Source organism: Paenibacillus mesotrionivorans (assembly GCF_046098205.1).
Taxonomy (GTDB): Bacteria; Bacillota; Bacilli; order Paenibacillales; family NBRC-103111; genus Paenibacillus_AR; species Paenibacillus_AR mesotrionivorans.
Map to the genome: position 1 here is coordinate 56,769 of NZ_JBJURJ010000026.1, position 15,537 is coordinate 72,305.

14 protein-coding genes, 1 tRNA gene and 1 pseudogene are annotated in these 15,537 nt (G+C 55.0%); all 16 read left to right on the forward strand.

Going from position 1 to position 15,537, the window contains the following annotated elements; translation table 11 throughout:
• Positions 1–82 precede the first annotated feature (82 nt).
• The 16 genes and pseudogenes from ACI1P1_RS27960 to nadC all read left to right on the forward strand — a co-directional run bounded on the left by ACI1P1_RS27960 (position 83) and on the right by nadC (position 15,534).
• Positions 83–355 (forward strand): HU family DNA-binding protein, encoded by a 273-nt coding sequence (locus tag ACI1P1_RS27960; protein WP_416219853.1) that lies wholly within the window; start codon positions 83–85, stop codon positions 353–355.
• Positions 355–615 (forward strand): RNA-binding S4 domain-containing protein, encoded by a 261-nt coding sequence (locus ACI1P1_RS27965; RefSeq protein WP_416219854.1) that lies wholly within the window; start codon positions 355–357, stop codon positions 613–615. The genes ACI1P1_RS27960 and ACI1P1_RS27965 overlap by 1 nt, the downstream gene beginning before the upstream one ends.
• Before the next feature lie 209 nt (positions 616–824).
• Positions 825–1,106, forward strand: a complete 282-nt coding sequence (yabP, locus tag ACI1P1_RS27970; protein ID WP_416219887.1) for a sporulation protein YabP — start codon at positions 825–827, stop codon at positions 1,104–1,106.
• Positions 1,103–1,666, forward strand: coding sequence for a spore cortex biosynthesis protein YabQ (gene yabQ / locus ACI1P1_RS27975; RefSeq protein ID WP_416219855.1), 564 nt, complete (start codon positions 1,103–1,105; stop codon positions 1,664–1,666). The genes yabP and yabQ overlap by 4 nt, the downstream gene beginning before the upstream one ends.
• Positions 1,667–1,693: 27 nt before the next feature.
• Complete coding sequence (locus tag ACI1P1_RS27980) at positions 1,694–2,035, forward strand: FtsB family cell division protein (RefSeq protein ID WP_416219856.1); 342 nt, start codon at positions 1,694–1,696, stop codon at positions 2,033–2,035.
• Positions 2,036–2,154: 119 nt separating this feature from the next.
• Entirely contained in the window at positions 2,155–2,667 is a 513-nt protein-coding gene (locus ACI1P1_RS27985; RefSeq protein WP_416219857.1) for a S1 domain-containing RNA-binding protein, read from the forward strand.
• A 115-nt stretch (positions 2,668–2,782) separates the two neighbouring features.
• Positions 2,783–2,856: transfer RNA gene (locus ACI1P1_RS27990), tRNA-Met, on the forward strand.
• Between the two features lie 433 nt (positions 2,857–3,289).
• Positions 3,290–5,782 (forward strand): stage II sporulation protein E, encoded by a 2,493-nt coding sequence (gene spoIIE, locus ACI1P1_RS27995; RefSeq protein WP_416219888.1) that lies wholly within the window; start codon positions 3,290–3,292, stop codon positions 5,780–5,782.
• 211 nt (positions 5,783–5,993) lie between these two features.
• Positions 5,994–6,731, forward strand: a pseudogene (locus ACI1P1_RS28000) (vWA domain-containing protein); the annotation flags it as partial.
• Positions 6,721–7,626: a protein kinase domain-containing protein gene (locus ACI1P1_RS28005; protein WP_416219889.1), complete on the forward strand. Its 906-nt coding sequence runs from the start codon at positions 6,721–6,723 to the stop codon at positions 7,624–7,626. The pseudogene ACI1P1_RS28000 and the gene ACI1P1_RS28005, both read left to right, overlap by 11 nt.
• A gap of 64 nt (positions 7,627–7,690) precedes the next feature.
• Entirely contained in the window at positions 7,691–9,109 is a 1,419-nt protein-coding gene (gene tilS, locus ACI1P1_RS28010; RefSeq protein ID WP_416219858.1) for a tRNA lysidine(34) synthetase TilS, read from the forward strand.
• Positions 9,110–9,199: 90 nt separating this feature from the next.
• A complete protein-coding gene (gene hpt, locus ACI1P1_RS28015; protein WP_416219860.1) occupies positions 9,200–9,739 on the forward strand; it encodes a hypoxanthine phosphoribosyltransferase in 540 nt (179 codons plus the stop codon).
• A 139-nt stretch (positions 9,740–9,878) separates the two neighbouring features.
• Positions 9,879–11,855 carry an ATP-dependent zinc metalloprotease FtsH gene (gene ftsH, locus ACI1P1_RS28020; protein ID WP_416219862.1) on the forward strand — a complete coding sequence of 659 codons (1,977 nt, stop codon included), beginning with the start codon at positions 9,879–9,881 and terminating at the stop codon, positions 11,853–11,855.
• A gap of 231 nt (positions 11,856–12,086) precedes the next feature.
• Positions 12,087–13,025, forward strand: coding sequence for a quinolinate synthase NadA (gene nadA, locus ACI1P1_RS28025; protein WP_416219863.1), 939 nt, complete (start codon positions 12,087–12,089; stop codon positions 13,023–13,025).
• Positions 13,026–13,061: 36 nt separating this feature from the next.
• Complete coding sequence (gene nadB, locus ACI1P1_RS28030; protein WP_416219864.1) at positions 13,062–14,675, forward strand: L-aspartate oxidase; 1,614 nt, start codon at positions 13,062–13,064, stop codon at positions 14,673–14,675.
• The gene (gene nadC / locus ACI1P1_RS28035; RefSeq protein WP_416219866.1) at positions 14,668–15,534 is read left to right on the forward strand and encodes a carboxylating nicotinate-nucleotide diphosphorylase; all 867 of its coding nucleotides are present in this window, start codon (positions 14,668–14,670) and stop codon (positions 15,532–15,534) included. Before nadB ends, nadC begins: the two co-directional genes overlap by 8 nt.
• Positions 15,535–15,537 lie beyond the last annotated feature (3 nt).

Sequence of the window (15,537 nt, forward strand, 5' to 3'; positions counted from 1 at the left end):
CTGCAGAGAAGGCCTATCCTGACGATTCAGACGCCGGATTCGCCGGCAGCTTGAAACCATATTTAGGGAGGATTATCCAAACATGAATAAAATGGACCTGGTAAACAAAATTTCCGAAAAAAGCGGCTTGACCAAACGTGACGTGGAAACCGTTCTGAACAGCTTCGTCGGTGAAGTAACGGAAGCACTCTCCGCAGGCGACAAGGTTCAGCTGGTTGGCTTCGGCACCTTCGAAACCCGCAAGCGCTCCGGCCGCACCGGCCGCAATCCCCAAAACGGCGATCCCATCGCCATCCCGGAATCCGTTATTCCGGCCTTCAAGGCCGGCAATAAGCTGAGAGACGCCGTTAAGTAATGAGGCTGGACAAATATTTGAAGGTTTCCCGCCTGATCAAAAGACGTACCGTGGCCCAAGAGGTTTCGGATCAGGGGCGGGTTTACTTGAACGGCCGTGAAGCGAAGAAAAGCAGCGAGGTGAAGGTTGGGGACGAGCTGACGATCCGCTTCGGCCAAAAAAGCGTAACCGTACGGGTGGAAAGCATTGCCGAAACCTCCCGCAAGGATGAAGCAGCCGGTATGTACACGGTGCTCCGCGAGGAGAGCCATAAGGAATAGAACGGTATGCAACCGGCCCGGGAAATCTCCCCGGCCGGTTTTTTCATGGAATGCAGTTTTTGTCGGAATACAAAATCCCAGCTCCCCTTTCTAAACCGGTTCTAAACCCGGACAATCCCCCATACCCTTATGGTAGAGCAGGCGTGGACGCGAACAGCCGCCGGCAGTGCTTTACGTCCGCGTGAACGTGAGGGAGGGGACATGCCATGATGGTGGAAACGGGCAAGATTAAGCGCCAGGAAGTCAAGATGCTAAACCGGAAGCTTTTGGAGCTGTCCGGAGTCATGAATGTGGAGAGCTTTGACAATGAGGAGTTTCTGCTGGAGACCGAGATGGGGTACCTGATGATCAAAGGCTCCAATCTCCATATCAAGAACCTGAACCTGGAGCAGGGACTGGTCGCCATCGAGGGATTGGTGAACGAGCTGGCTTATGTGGACGGGGGAAGCGGCGGTAAATCCAAAGGCTTTTTGGGGAAACTGTTTAAGTGAGTCTATCTGCCCAATTCGCCACCATGGGGCTTATGCTGGCCAGCGGCATCGGGATTGGTCTATTGTTCGACCTGTACCGGGTTCTGGCGCATGAGCTCCGGATTCCCCGATGGCTGATCCCTCTTTTTGACCTGGCCTATTGGGTTATCGCCACGATTTTTGTGTTCCGTATGCTGTTTATCGGTAATTTCGGACAAGTCCGGGTGTTTGTGTTTCTCGGGCTGGCTGCCGGATACACCGTTTATTTCTTGGGATTAAGCCGTTCTTCTGTCAAAATGATCAAAATGGTGCTCCGCGGAATTGAAGCCGTGATTCAATTTGTGATACGCTGTGTAGAGATTCTTATTATCCGGCCATTCCGATTACTTGTCCGGGTAGTCCGTTTCCTGCTGGGAATCGTGACTGCAGTCGCTATGTTCCTGTACAAAGTTGTGATACAATTGCTCTATCCTTTGCGTCTTTTGCTCCGTTTTGTAGGACGGGCAGTCAAGCCTTATGCCAAGCTGCCGCGTTGGGTGAAAGGTCCCTGGTTGGCCTTCCGGCGGTGGCTCAAACGGTAAGACGCTTCATGAACGGGAGGAAAGCTCATGTCCAGGGAACGCGCCGGCAGTGTCGGAAGCAAAGCTTCCGCCAGCCCCAAAACTGGCGCAAGCCGAAAACGCATCCGTCTTGTGACCATAGGGGTGCTGGCCTTGACCATGTGGGCCGGAGCCACCGTCTGGAGCCAGATGAAGAGAACCGACGAGATTACAATCCGTCTGGAGGCGCTTGGGGGCAAGCTGAACGATACGGTGCAGATGAACGAAAAGCTCAAACGTGAAGTTGAGCGGATGTCCGATCCGGAATACCGGGAGGAACGTATCCGCAAAGACAATCATATGTTTAAACAAGGGGAAACGGTGTTCGATGTGCCGCGGACAACTCCGTAGACGGAGGATGCCCGGCTTTTGTTGACCGATTTTGGCCCTTCGGGTATAATGCTCATAGCCCGTTCTTTTTGGATTATTCGGATCGGCTTTATTATGTCAAGGGAGGAACAATTACCTTTATGGCAATTGAAGTAGGCAGCAAGCTTGAGGGAAAGGTGACAGGCATCACTCATTTCGGAGCGTTCGTTGAACTTCCGGAAGGACAGACAGGCCTTGTTCACATCTCGGAAATTGCGGACAATTACGTGAAAGATGTTAATGATCATCTGAAGCTGGCGGATAAGGTTACCGTCAAGGTGATCAACGTGGACAAGGACGGAAAGATCGGCCTTTCAATCAAGCAAGCCGTCGACAAACCTCCAGGTGAGACCCCGGCCAGACCTGAACGCCGTAGCTTTCCTCCCCGCGAACGCAGTGAAGGTGGAGGCGGATTTGGCGGTGGTGGTGGCGGCGGTGGATTCGGAGGCGGACGCGGAGACCGTGGCGGACGTTCCTTCCAAAGGCCCCCTATGGGCAAGCCGTCCTTCGAAGACAAGATGTCGAAGTTCCTGAAGGACAGCGAGGAGCGGATGTCCTCGATCAAGAAGAATACGGAAGGCAAGCGGGGAGGCCGCGGCGCGCGCCGCGACTAAGTCCCGACATTCATAGAGCCGTGCGGATCCTGTGAATCCGTACGGCTTTTTTTGCTTTGGGCGATGACTTGACGCAGCGCAGATTCATCGGGTATACTCATGCTTGTCCATATGCGGCGGTGTAGCTCAGCTGGCTAGAGCGTTCGGTTCATACCCGAAAGGTCGGGGGTTCGATTCCCTTCGCCGCTATATGTATTCTTTTGCACATTCCCTTGCCGAGCCGGTAGGGGATTTTTTGTCTTCGCCATCCGCAGATTTGGAGGGGGACCAAAAAAAGTTTTCCGCATTTCTTGGCAATCCCTCCGGCGACTGATTCACATCGACACCATTTTTTGGCGGCGCGCGCTCACGTTTTGCGGATTGTTGGGGAATGGGCCGATAGCTTTCTGTCTCCCAATTCCCCTAATCCGTTACCCCATAAAGGAAAGCGCTCTTTCGCGCGGACTGTCGGAAACTTTTTAAGGTCTAGCAACTGAATCTGACAAACTTTCTGATAGATTCACTCTATAATAGGGTTCACTTAACGACATTCCGATTAGGAGCGTCCATGTTGCCCTTGTAGTGCTGTCAGCCGGCGGCCGCTTGCCAATGAAAACTGATTAAGGTGGTGCAATTGATCATTATGCAAAAGCCGAACAAGATGATTGGAATGGAACAAGTGATCCCCGCCCAGGCACGCAAGATAACCCAGGGCCTGAAAGCCCTCTTACTGGAAAACCGTCTGACACAGGCCTGGATCATCCGCAAGTGGGCCATATTGCTGATAGGTGTTGCCTTTCTGTTGGGCCGGGCCACAATTTTGGACAGGCTGTCGCCCTTTGCCATTGCGTACTTTGCCGTTATTCTGTTTGTCCGGCGGGAGCTGGTGCCTTGGGTGGGCCTGGCACTGGCCGCAGGAAGCATCTTTTCTCCGGCCGCCCATCCCGGCTATGTCATTACGGAGCTCCTGGTGTTTGTCCTGATTCAGAAGGGTGTAGAAAAATTCGAACGTTCGGATATTTCCCTGCTGCCCTTAATGTCCTTCGCCTCCGTGTTTATGGTGCAGCTCCTCTCTTATGTAATGAATGCTGACCTGTCATGGTACACCTTAATGTTAACCGGGGTAGAAGCACTGCTGTCCCTTGTGCTGACGCTGATCTTCATCCAGGCGGTGCCGGTGCTGACCCAAACCCGTAAGAAATCCAACCTCAAGCACGAGGAAATCATCTGCCTGATTATTCTGCTGGCTTCGGTTATGACCGGGACGGTGGGGTGGCTGGTAGGCGGGGTTTCCGTGGAGCATGTGTTCTCCCGTTATCTGATTCTGCTCTTCGCTCTGGTGGGCGGCGCACCCTTGGGCGCCTCCGTCGGGGTGATTACCGGACTGATCCTGAGCCTGGCGGATATGAATGCGATTTACCAGATGAGCCTGCTGGCTTTTGCCGGGCTTCTGGCGGGTCTCTTACGGGAGGGCGGCAAATGGGCGGCTGCCCTGGGGATGCTGTTAGGCTGCTCCATCCTGACGGTATATGTGGGAGACCAGGCGGCGATTCTGGCTTCAACCTGGGAAACTCTGGTGGCCCTGGGGCTGTTCCTGCTGACTCCTAAGGAAGCGGTGAAGGTTCTCGCCAAATATGTGCCCGGCACCCAGGAGAATATGAAGAGCCATTACGAATATGCCAAGCGGGTACGGGACATTACCGCGGGACGGGTGGAGCAGTTCTCCCAGGTGTTCCAGCAGCTGTCCAAAAGCTTCCGCCAGCTGACCGAAGAGGGTATGGAGCGGAAGAAGGAGGAAGAGGTCAGTCATTTTATGAATGCGGTGGCCAACAAAAGCTGCATGTCCTGCTGGAAAAAGCAGCAGTGCTGGGACAGGCAGTTCTACGATACCTATAAATTTATGACGGAAATGATGACCGCTGTGGAGAAAAACGAGCAGTTCTCCCGCAAGGATATCCAGCAGGAATGGCGAAAGGCCTGCCAGCGGCCGGATCAGGTGCTGGAGGTGATGAAGCAGCAGTATACCCTGTACCGTCATGATCTGCGGTGGAAAAAGCAGATTCTGGAGAGCCGGCAATTGGTGTCGGAGCAGCTGGTTGGTGTATCCCAGGTTATGGAGGACCTGGCCCGGGAGATTAAACGGGAAGGACAGGAGCTCTACCTGCAGGAGGAGCAGATCAGGAGCGCACTGGAGGGGCTGGGGCTATCCATTCTGACTATCGATGTGATTAATTTGGAAGAGGGCAATGTGGAGATTGAGATTGTCCATCAATATACCAAGGGCTTCGACGAATGCCGCAAAATTATTGCGCCGCTGTTATCTGACATTTTGGGTGAGAATATCGCAGTTAAAAAGGAGGTTTCTTCGGATAAAGGGGACGGCTCCTGTACGGTCACCTTCGGCTCGGCCAAGGAATATGAGGTGGAAACCGGCATCGCCGGAGCGGCCAAGGGCGGCGATCTGCTCTCCGGCGACAGCTTCAGCACCGCTGAGCTGGGCAACGGCAAGTTTGTGGTGGCGCTGTCCGACGGCATGGGCAACGGCGAGCGGGCACGGGCGGAGAGCAGCACCGCGCTTACCATTCTGCAGCAGCTGCTCCAATCAGGCATGGACGAGAAGCTGGCCATTAAGTCCGTCAACTCGGTGCTCTTGCTCCGTTCGCCGGACGAAATGTATGCCACGGTGGATATGGCGTTAATCGATCTATACAGCGCCGACACCACCTTTATGAAGATCGGTTCCACACCCAGCTTTATCAAACGCGGCAATGAGGTGATCCAAATTACCGGCAATAATCTGCCGGTAGGAATCCTGCAGGAGATCGATGTGGATCTGATCAGCACCCAGTTGAAACCCGGAGATGTGCTCATTATGATGACGGACGGCATCTATGATGCGCCGGGTTATGCGGTCAACAAGGAGATGTGGATGAAGCGTGTTATCGGCGAAATTAACGCCGAAAGCCCGCAGGATATTGCTGATTGCCTGCTGGAGCGGATTGTCCGGCAGCAGCATGGGGAAATTTCCGACGATATGACGGTTATTGTGGCCCGGATCGAACGGTACCGTCCGGAATGGTCCACCTTCCGCTGGCCCGGCATCAGCCGGATTGAACGCCCCAAAACGGTTAGTTAGGAAAGTTTTGTCCGTATATCTTTACCCGAATAACGCTGTCTGTCTGCAGCAGGGCCCGGCTTGCCCGGACCCTGCTTTTTGCCGGTATCAGAGGCTGTTCCATTATTGGCCGCGGTCCCAATTTTTTTGAAGCAAACTCCGTTCCTTCCTGTCTAAACACTCTATTAACCGGACATACTAGAGACATAGAGTTCAAGCAAGCACAGGAAAACGGAGGATGGTTAACATGAAGCAGATTATCTTGATTACCGACGGCTGCTCCAATGTGGGGGTGGATCCGGTTATTGCCGCCGCCCAAGCGCGGCAGGAGGGGATTGTAGTCCATGTGGTGGGGGTCATCGATCAAGGGGAGATCGGCGAATTGGGAGCGTCCGAAATTGCCGAAATTGCCAAGGCCGGCGGAGGTATGAGCCGGATTGTACCCTCCGCCCAGCTTTCGGGCACGGTGCAGATGATGACCCGCAAGACCGTAGCCGGCACTATCCAGCAAGTCGTGGAGCAGGAGCTCCGCCATATTCTGGGGGGCAGCGGCAGTCTGACGGAGCTGGCTCCGGAGAGGCGCGGGCTGGTGGTACAGGCCGTAGAGGATATGACCGACCGGCTGGGGCTGGAGGTTGCGCTTCTGGTGGATGCCAGCGCCAGCATGAAGCCGAAGCTTCTGGCGGTTCAGGAGACGGCCCATGATCTGATGGCCAGCCTCAAGGCACGGGGCGGAGAAAGCCGGTTGGCTGTATTCCGGTTCCCCGGTTTGCAGGGCCAGGAATGCCATATGGAGCTGGGCTTCACTTCCGATCTTGCAAAAGCCCGCAACTTGTTCTATAAAATAAACATGAGAGGCACTACCCCAACCGGCCCGGCGCTCCTGGAAACCATCCGCTATATGGCGGGTAAACCTGCGCTGCCGCCGGTGGAGGACAAGGACGGATGTCTAAGTGAGTATGTCGTCTAACCCTGTCTTCCCCTTGGGGAAGCGGATTACCGGCAGGTGGAACAAAATAGAATATACGGTGGAACGCGGGCTGGGGGAAGGCGCCAACGGCAAGGTGTATCTGGTCCGGAGAGGACAAGAGCGGCTGGCTATGAAGGTGGGCTCCGACACGCTGGACCTGCAATCCGAGGTTAACACCCTGAAGGTCCTCTCCGGTATGGAGGGCTCCTTCCGCCGCTTTCTGGTGGATGTGGATGATGCCGAGGAGCAGGGGCAGGCCATTCCCTTCTACGTTATGCGTTTCGTGGAGGGGCAGCAGCTGCAGAAGTATCTGTCCCTTAAAGGATCCGCCTGGTTTCCTCTGATCGGCCTGCGGCTGTTGGAGAAGCTGGCGGAGCTGCACCGTACAGGCTATATATTCGGAGATTTGAAGAAGGAAAATGTGCTGGTTTCCGGGTACGGCATGGTGGAGCTGGTGGATTTCGGCGGGGTCACACCTATAGGCAAGGCGGTTAAGCAGTTTACCGAAATCTATGACCGCTGCTACTGGAATGCGGGGGACCGTTCGGCGGACGCGGCTTATGATCTGTTTTCCTTTGCCGTTCTTTGCATCCATGTCTGCGGAGGCCCCAAGGAAGCCTTTTCCCGGGAAATATTGCCCCAGAACCGCAGCGTCGAAGAGTTATTGAACCAAGCTGCGGCTGATCCGGGCTGTGCCGAATTCCTCCCGTTTTTGAAAAAAGCGCTGCGCGGTACTTATGCCGGCTCCAGAGAGGCTCTGGAGGATTGGCGCAGGCTGGTGCGCACCCGGAAGGGTACACAGGCTGACGTCAGACCGGCTAAAGACACATGGATCAAAGTGGGCTTTGCCGCCTCTTTGTTGCTTTTTGCCGCGACGGTTTGGTATTATTGGTAAGCACCGCCGAAATAGGCGAAGGCAAGGCGAACTTCTTTCTTTTCGAGCGAAAGGATCCTTCTCCATGGATGTAACAGGCGAGTTACGGCGGACCATTGCAACATATAAGCTCTTCGAGCCGGGAGACCGGATCGTGGTGGCAGCCTCGGGGGGACCCGACTCCACTGCGCTTCTGCATCTCCTTTTTTTGCTTTCCGCCGAGGCCGGGTGGCAGCTTGCAGTGGCCCATGCCAATCATGGCTTCCGGCCGTCCGAATCCGCTTATGAAGCCGAGTTTGTCAGGCGGCAGGCGGAGCAGCGGGGGCTTCCTTTTTATTACCGGGAGCTGGATGTGCCGGGATATCTCAAGCGGGAGGGGGGCAACCCGCAGGATGCGGCCCGCCGGCTCCGTTATGAATTTCTTGGGGAAACGGCACATGCGTGGCACGCCCCCAAAGTCGCCCTGGCCCATCACGCCGGCGACCAGGCCGAGACCGTTCTGATGCGCATTCTCCGGGGAACAGGCATCTCCGGCTTGGGCGGGATGTCCTTTGTTCAGGATCGGGACGGCGTGAAACTGGTGCGCCCGCTTCTGCGTATGGATAAGAACCTTCTTCTGAGAGAGCTGGAGCGGCTGCAGGAGGAGTATGTAACGGACTCCAGCAATGCCAAGACCAAGTATACCCGCAACCGCATCCGGCTGGAAACGCTGCCGCTGCTTGCCGAGCATAATCCCTCTGTGGTGCGGGCTCTGAACAGACTGTCCGAGGTTGCTGCGGCTGACGATGATTTTCTGGAAGGGGAAGCGGGGAAAAGGGTGGCCGAGATGGTCCGTAAAGGGCCTGGGGAAGTGCGTTTTTCCGGGGCGGCCTTCGCCGGTCTCCATGTTGCTTTACAAAGGCGTTTCATTAAACTAATATTAAATTATCTCTTTGGTACCACGGAAAATCTTGATTTCGCGGCGGTGGAGCAAATCCGTTCGGGACTTCTGGAGGACGGGGCTCCCAACCGACGCATGAGTGTTTCCGGCAGGGTCTATCTGGACCGGGAATACGATGCCGTCCGGCTGGGAACCGGACCGGCTTCCTTAGCCCCGCGGGACTATGTATATCCGCTGGAAGCGGTGTCCGGACAGATCGCTTTGGCGGAATCGGGAGGACGGCTGGAAATTGCACTCGCACCGGCTGGGGACGAGGCGGCAGAGACGGCTTGCTCCTATGAAGCCCGGTTTGATGCGGAGGAGTTGGTTTTTCCCCTGCAGCTCCGCAACCGCAGGCCGGGGGACCGAATGCAAGTCGATGGTTTAAACGGCTCCAAAAAAGTTAAAGATATCTTCATTGATGACAAGGTACCCCGTTTCCGCCGTGAACACACGCCGGTGGTAACGGACGCCAGCGGCGCCATTCTTTGGATACCGGGGATCCGCCGCGCCGGGACGGCCAAGGTGACGGAGAAAACCAAACAAATTCTCCGCATCCGCTACAGTCCGCCTCCGGATGGGTAAAAGCATTTGAATGCATGGTTTACAGCTTCCAGCTGGCACTCCTCCTCATAAGGAGTGTGGATTGAAACATAGTATATAGGAGGGCCAACTTTGCGCAACGACATTGAAGAAGTATTGTACACCGAGGAAGAGATCCAAGCGAAGGTAAAAGAGCTGGGGGACATCATCAGCAAGGAATATGAAGGACGGAATCCGCTTTTGGTTTGTGTGCTGAAGGGTGCTTTTATTTTTATGGCGGATCTGTTCAAGAACATCACCATCCATTCCGAAGTGGACTTTATGGCGGTTTCCAGCTACGGCGCCTCCACCAAGTCCTCCGGCGTGGTCAAGATCATTAAGGACCTGGATGTACCGGTGGAAGGCCGGAATGTGGTGATCGTCGAGGATATTATCGACAGCGGCCTGACCCTGTCCTACCTGATTGACGTGCTGGAGCGCCGCAATGCCAATTCCATCTCCGTTGTCGCTCTGTTCGACAAGCCGGGACGCCGCACGGTGGATCTGGAGCCGGACTGGAAAGGCTTCACCATCCCCGATGCGTTTGTGGTGGGATACGGGCTGGATTACGCGGAGAAATACCGCAATCTTCCCTTTGTCGGTGTCCTTAAGCCGGAGATTTACACGACCTGATGCATCCTCCCGGGCCTGCCCTTAAGATCACATAATCCTTGCCGTTAAATGGCAACAGGGTACTGTTAGGGTTCGGTTGTGATAGAAAGTCTTGCTGTGGTAAAATAAAACAAGTGTGCCGCATGAGAGGAGGTAGGGGATGAATCGGATCCTCCGCAATACAGGATTTTATTTACTAATCTTTTTGGTTGTGATCGGGATCGTCCGCTTTATCAGCTCGCAGAATGAATTGGAGCAGACCATTCACTACAGTCAGTTCCGTCAGCAGCTGGAAGATACGGCGAAGCCTAATGCAACAGGCAATAAAATTAAGTCAATTACGATGAAGCCGGATGGCATCACGTACTTGATCAGAGGCCAGTATGAAGACGGCAAACAGTTCAAAACCCGCGCTCCCTTAAGCGACCGCGTGATTGAGCTGGTGGAGCAAAGCGGTATTGACGAAGAGCATCTGAAGATGGAAGGCGACAGCATCTGGATTTCCTTTCTGACCTCCATCATCCCGTTCGTCATCATCTTCATTCTTTTCTTCTTCCTGATGAATCAAGCTCAGGGTGGCGGCGGCAAGGTCATGAATTTCGGCAAAAGCCGGGCGCGCCTTTATAATGAAGAGAAGAAGAAGGTCACGTTTGAGGATGTGGCCGGGGCAGATGAGGAGAAGCAGGAACTAGTTGAGGTGGTTGAGTTCCTGAAGGACCCCCGCAAGTTCGCCGCAGTAGGCGCCCGTATTCCTAAGGGTGTGCTTCTGGTCGGCCCTCCGGGTACAGGTAAAACCCTTCTTGCCAGAGCGGTTGCCGGCGAGGCGGGCGTGCCGTTCTTCAGCATCAGCGGTTCGGACTTCGTGGAAATGTTCGTCGGTGTCGGCGCATCCCGTGTCCGCGACCTGTTCGAGAATGCCAAGAAGAACGCGCCTTGTATTATCTTCATCGACGAAATTGACGCTGTCGGACGCCAGCGGGGCGCAGGCCTGGGCGGCGGTCATGACGAGCGTGAGCAAACCCTGAACCAGTTGCTGGTCGAGATGGACGGCTTCGGTGCCAATGAAGGCATTATTATCGTGGCCGCCACCAACCGTCCGGACATTCTGGACCCGGCGCTTCTGCGTCCCGGCCGGTTTGACCGCCAGATCACCGTTGACCGTCCGGATGTGAAGGGCCGCGAAGCGGTGCTGAAGGTGCATGCCCGCAACAAGCCGCTGAACAAGGATGTGAGGCTGGATTCCCTGGCCCGCTATACCACCGGCTTTACCGGTGCGGATCTGGAGAACCTGCTGAACGAAGCCGCCTTGATCGCGGCAAGACGTAACCGCAAGGACATCTCCATGTCCGAGGTGGATGAAGCCTTCGACCGGGTGATTGTCGGTACCCAGAAGAAGAGCAGAGTGATCAGCGAGCGGGATAAGAAAACCGTTGCTTATCACGAAGCCGGCCATGCCATTATCGGGTATTTCGAACGGAATGCCCAGATGATCCACAAGGTGACCATCGTTCCCCGCGGACGCGCCGGCGGCTATGTTATGATGCTGCCGAAGGATGCGGAAGATCCGCTGGTAGTCACCAAAGCGGAACTGCTTGACCAAATCACGGGCCTGCTGGGCGGACGGGTGTCTGAGGAACTGTTTATCGGCGAAATCGGTACCGGAGCCTATGATGACTTCCGCAAATCCACAGAAATTGCCCGCAGGATGATTGTTGATTATGGCATGAGCGATAAGCTCGGGCCGATGCAGTTCGGCCACACCCAAGGCGGCCAGGTTTTCCTGGGCCGGGATTTGGGCCATGAGCAGAACTACAGCGACGCCATCGCTTACGAAATTGACCTGGAAATCCGCAGCCTTGTAATGCGGTGTTACGCCCGGGCCAAGGAAATTCTTAACGAGCATGCGGATAAGGTGCATCTGATTGCCCAGACCCTGCTCAATAAGGAGACTCTTGACAAGGACGATATTATCCAGTTGATCGAGCAAGGCCATCTGGCTGCCGCTCCGGACAGCGGCAGCTCAACGCCTGCTTCGGAGAATCCTGATCTGAAGATCAACATTCAGAAGCAGCCGGAAGAGAAAGAAAATGCTCCCATCAAGCCGGTTCTGGATGACCGGGAACCGCCTAAGGAATAAAGGACTGACCGGCAGCCTCCACAGGCTGCCGGTTTTTGTTTGGGACGGTTTTCCTGTGGAAATTTTTGTCCCGGAATAAGTCCAGTTTCACATTGACACGCGGAATGCGGTTGTGTACAGTAGGTGTAAACTATTCTTAGGCGTATAGCCACTCATGCTGCGGTTGCTCTTGTCCGTCTTTCTATCTCCAGCACCAGTGCAGGCAACATGCGAAGGAGGTCTTTCAATACGATGGAAGCTCTGGCCCGTGCACACAAAGCTGAGCAGGACCGGCTCTTGAAGGAGCGCATTCTTCAATTGAAGAAGGAGCGCAACGCGATTATTCTTGCCCACTACTACCAACGGGATGAGATACAAGAAATTGCCGATTTCCGGGGCGATTCCTTCCTGCTGGCGCAGAAGGCCGCCTCTACCGACGCGGACGTCATTGTGTTCTGCGGCGTTCATTTTATGGGGGAATCCGCCAAAATTTTGGCTCCTAACAAAACCGTTATTATTCCTGACGAACGGGCAGGCTGTCCCATGGCCGATATGGTCAATGTGGACGGGCTGAAGAAGCTCAAGGCCCAGCATCCCAACGCCAAGGTAGTGGCGTATATCAACACGTCCGCAGAGGTGAAGGCCGAAACGGATATTTGCTGTACCTCCGCCAATGCCATTAAGGTGATTGAATCCGTGGACGCGGATGAAGTGATCTGGGTGCCCGACAAGAACCTGGGCGATTATGTACAGAAGCATACGGACAAGAAGCTGATTATCTGGGAAGGCTACTGCAACACCCATGATATGCTGACTGTCCGGGACGTAGAGGAAATGAGAGCCCAACACCCTAACGCCCAGTTCGTGGTTCACCCCGAGTGCAGGCCGGAAGTGGTCAAGCTGGGGGATTTTGTGGGCAGCACCACAGCTATTATCAAGTATTGCAAGGAATCCGACTGCCAGGAGTTCATTGTGGGCACCGAGGATGGGACGGGCTATCAGCTGCGTCTGGACAGCCCCCACAAAACCTTTCATTTCGCAACCAAATATCTGGTATGCCCCAACATGAAGGTGAACAATCTGAAGAAGGTCGCCAAATGTCTGGAGACACTTTCGCCTCAGATTTATGTTCCGCCTCATATTGCTGATCAAGCACGATTGTCATTAGAGCGCATGCTACTGGTTAAGTAGCATGCGCTACTTCCTTGTTAGAGACAGGTGAAAAAGATGATCCCCCGTTATTTGATGGATGTGGATGTGAACCAGTTACCCCGTGTGGAGACGGATGTGATTATCATCGGAGCCGGCATTGCCGGCTTGTTCGCCGCCATCAAGGCGGCAAAGGAGCGCAAGGTGCTGATGATCACCAAGAAGGCGCTCACCGAGAGCAATACCCGCTATGCTCAGGGTGGCATCGCGGCTGTAATTTCCGATGAGGACTCCTTTGCGTACCACCGTCAAGACACGCTGATTGCCGGAGCAGGCCTTTGTGACCATGCGGCCGTGGATGTGCTGGTTCAGGAGGGGCCTGAGGGCGTCCGGGATCTAATTAAACTGGGGACCCAGTTTGATCTGGAGAACGGTGAGCTGGCTCTGACCCAGGAAGGGGCCCACAGCATGCGGCGTATCCTCCATGCCCACGGTGACGCAACCGGGGCCGAGATTGTCCGTGCGCTGTCGGAGAAGGCCTTGAAGCATCCCAATATCGAAATATGGCATGATCATTTTGTCGTCGACCTGATTACCAACCAAGGCGAATGCTGCGGTGCCCTGGTTATCAAACCCAGCGGGGAGAAGGTTATCGTCCATGGTTCCGCCACCGTGCTGTGCTCCGGCGGTGCAGGCCAGCTTTACCGCTATACAACCAATCCCGACGTGGCCACCAGTGACGGCATGGCTATTGCCTACCGTGCGGGGGCTTCCGTACGTGACGTGGAATTCATCCAATTTCATCCCACCTCTCTATGTTACCCCGGTGCTCCCCGGTTCCTGATCTCGGAAGCGGTCCGCGGCGAAGGCGCTGTGCTTCGGAATATCCGCGGCGAGCGTTTTATGGAGAAATACCACCCCCAGCTGGAGCTGGCTCCCCGGGACATTGTTGCCCGGGCGATTGTCAGTGAGATGGAGCTTACCAAATCCACCTTTGTTTATCTGGACATTACCCATGAATCTGCGGAAATGGTCAAAAACCGTTTTCCCACTATATATGAAACCTGTATGCAATTTGGCTTGGATCTGGCCACAGACTGGATTCCCGTAGCGCCTGCAGCCCACTATATGATGGGCGGGGTGGAAACGGATCTCTTTGGAGAAACTACCCTTAAGCGGCTGTTTGCCTGCGGCGAGGTTTCCTCTACCGGTGTGCATGGAGCCAATCGTTTGGCCAGCAACAGCCTGTCCGAGGCCATTGTATTCGGACGGCGGATTGTGGGCAAGGTGCTGCAGCTTAGGGACAAGGCTTCTCTTCCGCAGGAGCTGGAGAACCTTCAGCGCAAGGAGCCTGTCCATCAGGCAATTGTGGAGAAGCGTCTTAAGCTTCAGAAAATCCTGGTTCGTTACGCCGGTTTGAAGCGTAATGCCAAAGGCCTGCAGAAGGGCTACGAGGAGCTGAAGCGGCAGATGCCCATCTTCGACTCGGCCTTGACCAAGCGGGAGGAGCTGGAATTCGCCAATATGCTGACCTGCGCACTCCTGATTACCCGTGCGGCAGAAATCCGTGAGGAAAGCAGAGGCGGTCATTACCGGGATGATTTCCCCGAGCGGGACGATCTGGTATGGCGCAAGCATGTGGTGTTCAACCGTGAAAAAGGCGTAATAGAGGAGAGAATATCCGATGTCTAACCCTTTCTTGAATATACGGGCCCTGGAAGGCCAGATTCGTTTATGGCTGGAGGAGGATATCGGCTCCGGAGATATTACGACAATGACCACCATCCCCGAGGATCGTCAGGGTTTGGGCATCATCCATGTGAAGGAAGACGGCATTCTGGCAGGCATCCCTGTGGCCGAGGCGGTTTTCCGCGTGGTGGATCCCTCCTTATCCTTCCGTGCTGTGCGGCAGGACGGGGAACGGATTGTGAAGGGTACGGTTCTGGCAGAGGTTCATGGCAGCATCCGCAGCATTCTGTTGGGAGAGCGCCTTGCCTTAAACCTCATGCAGCGTCTGTCCGGCATTGCCACCCGCACCCGCGAGTATGTGGATGTCTTGGACGGGCTGCCGACCAGATTGGTGGATACCCGCAAGACTACCCCTGGACACCGGACGCTGGAAAAATATGCAGTGCGGGTCGGCGGCGGACATAACCACCGCTTCGGGCTGTACGATGCGGTTATGATCAAGGACAACCATATTAAAGGTGCCGGCGGTATTACCCAAGCGGTGGCTGCAGCAAGAAGCCAGATTCCCCATACCATGAAGATCGAGGTGGAAGTGGAGGGTTTTGCGCAGCTGGAGGAAGCCATGGCCGCGAATGCGGACATCATTATGCTGGATAATATGAAACCGGCGGACATGAGCCAGGCTGTAGGCATTCTGAAAGCGAATAAGCCGCATATTCTGGTAGAGGCCTCCGGGAATGTGAATTTGTCCACGATCCGCGGCATTGCCGAGACCGGTGTGGATGTGATTTCCGTAGGCCGGCTGACCTATTCGGTGCAAGCGCTGGATATCAGCCTGGATTTGAATGAAAGGAAGGCTTAACCC

Excerpts from the sequence above, each read along its gene's own strand:
- ACI1P1_RS27960 (WP_416219853.1), top strand. The coding sequence starts at position 83 with ATGAATAAAATGGACCTGGTAAACAAAATTTCCGAAAAAAGCGGCTTG.
- ACI1P1_RS27965 (WP_416219854.1), top strand. The coding sequence starts at position 355 with ATGAGGCTGGACAAATATTTGAAGGTTTCCCGCCTGATCAAAAGACGT.
- yabP (WP_416219887.1), top strand. The coding sequence starts at position 825 with ATGGTGGAAACGGGCAAGATTAAGCGCCAGGAAGTCAAGATGCTAAAC.
- ACI1P1_RS27980 (WP_416219856.1), top strand. The coding sequence starts at position 1,694 with ATGTCCAGGGAACGCGCCGGCAGTGTCGGAAGCAAAGCTTCCGCCAGC.
- ACI1P1_RS27985 (WP_416219857.1), top strand. The coding sequence starts at position 2,155 with ATGGCAATTGAAGTAGGCAGCAAGCTTGAGGGAAAGGTGACAGGCATC.
- spoIIE (WP_416219888.1), top strand. The coding sequence starts at position 3,290 with ATGCAAAAGCCGAACAAGATGATTGGAATGGAACAAGTGATCCCCGCC.
- ACI1P1_RS28005 (WP_416219889.1), top strand. The coding sequence starts at position 6,721 with ATGTCGTCTAACCCTGTCTTCCCCTTGGGGAAGCGGATTACCGGCAGG.
- tilS (WP_416219858.1), top strand. The coding sequence starts at position 7,691 with ATGGATGTAACAGGCGAGTTACGGCGGACCATTGCAACATATAAGCTC.
- ftsH (WP_416219862.1), top strand. The coding sequence starts at position 9,879 with ATGAATCGGATCCTCCGCAATACAGGATTTTATTTACTAATCTTTTTG.
- nadA (WP_416219863.1), top strand. The coding sequence starts at position 12,087 with ATGGAAGCTCTGGCCCGTGCACACAAAGCTGAGCAGGACCGGCTCTTG.
- nadB (WP_416219864.1), top strand. The coding sequence starts at position 13,062 with ATGATCCCCCGTTATTTGATGGATGTGGATGTGAACCAGTTACCCCGT.
- nadC (WP_416219866.1), top strand. The coding sequence starts at position 14,668 with ATGTCTAACCCTTTCTTGAATATACGGGCCCTGGAAGGCCAGATTCGT.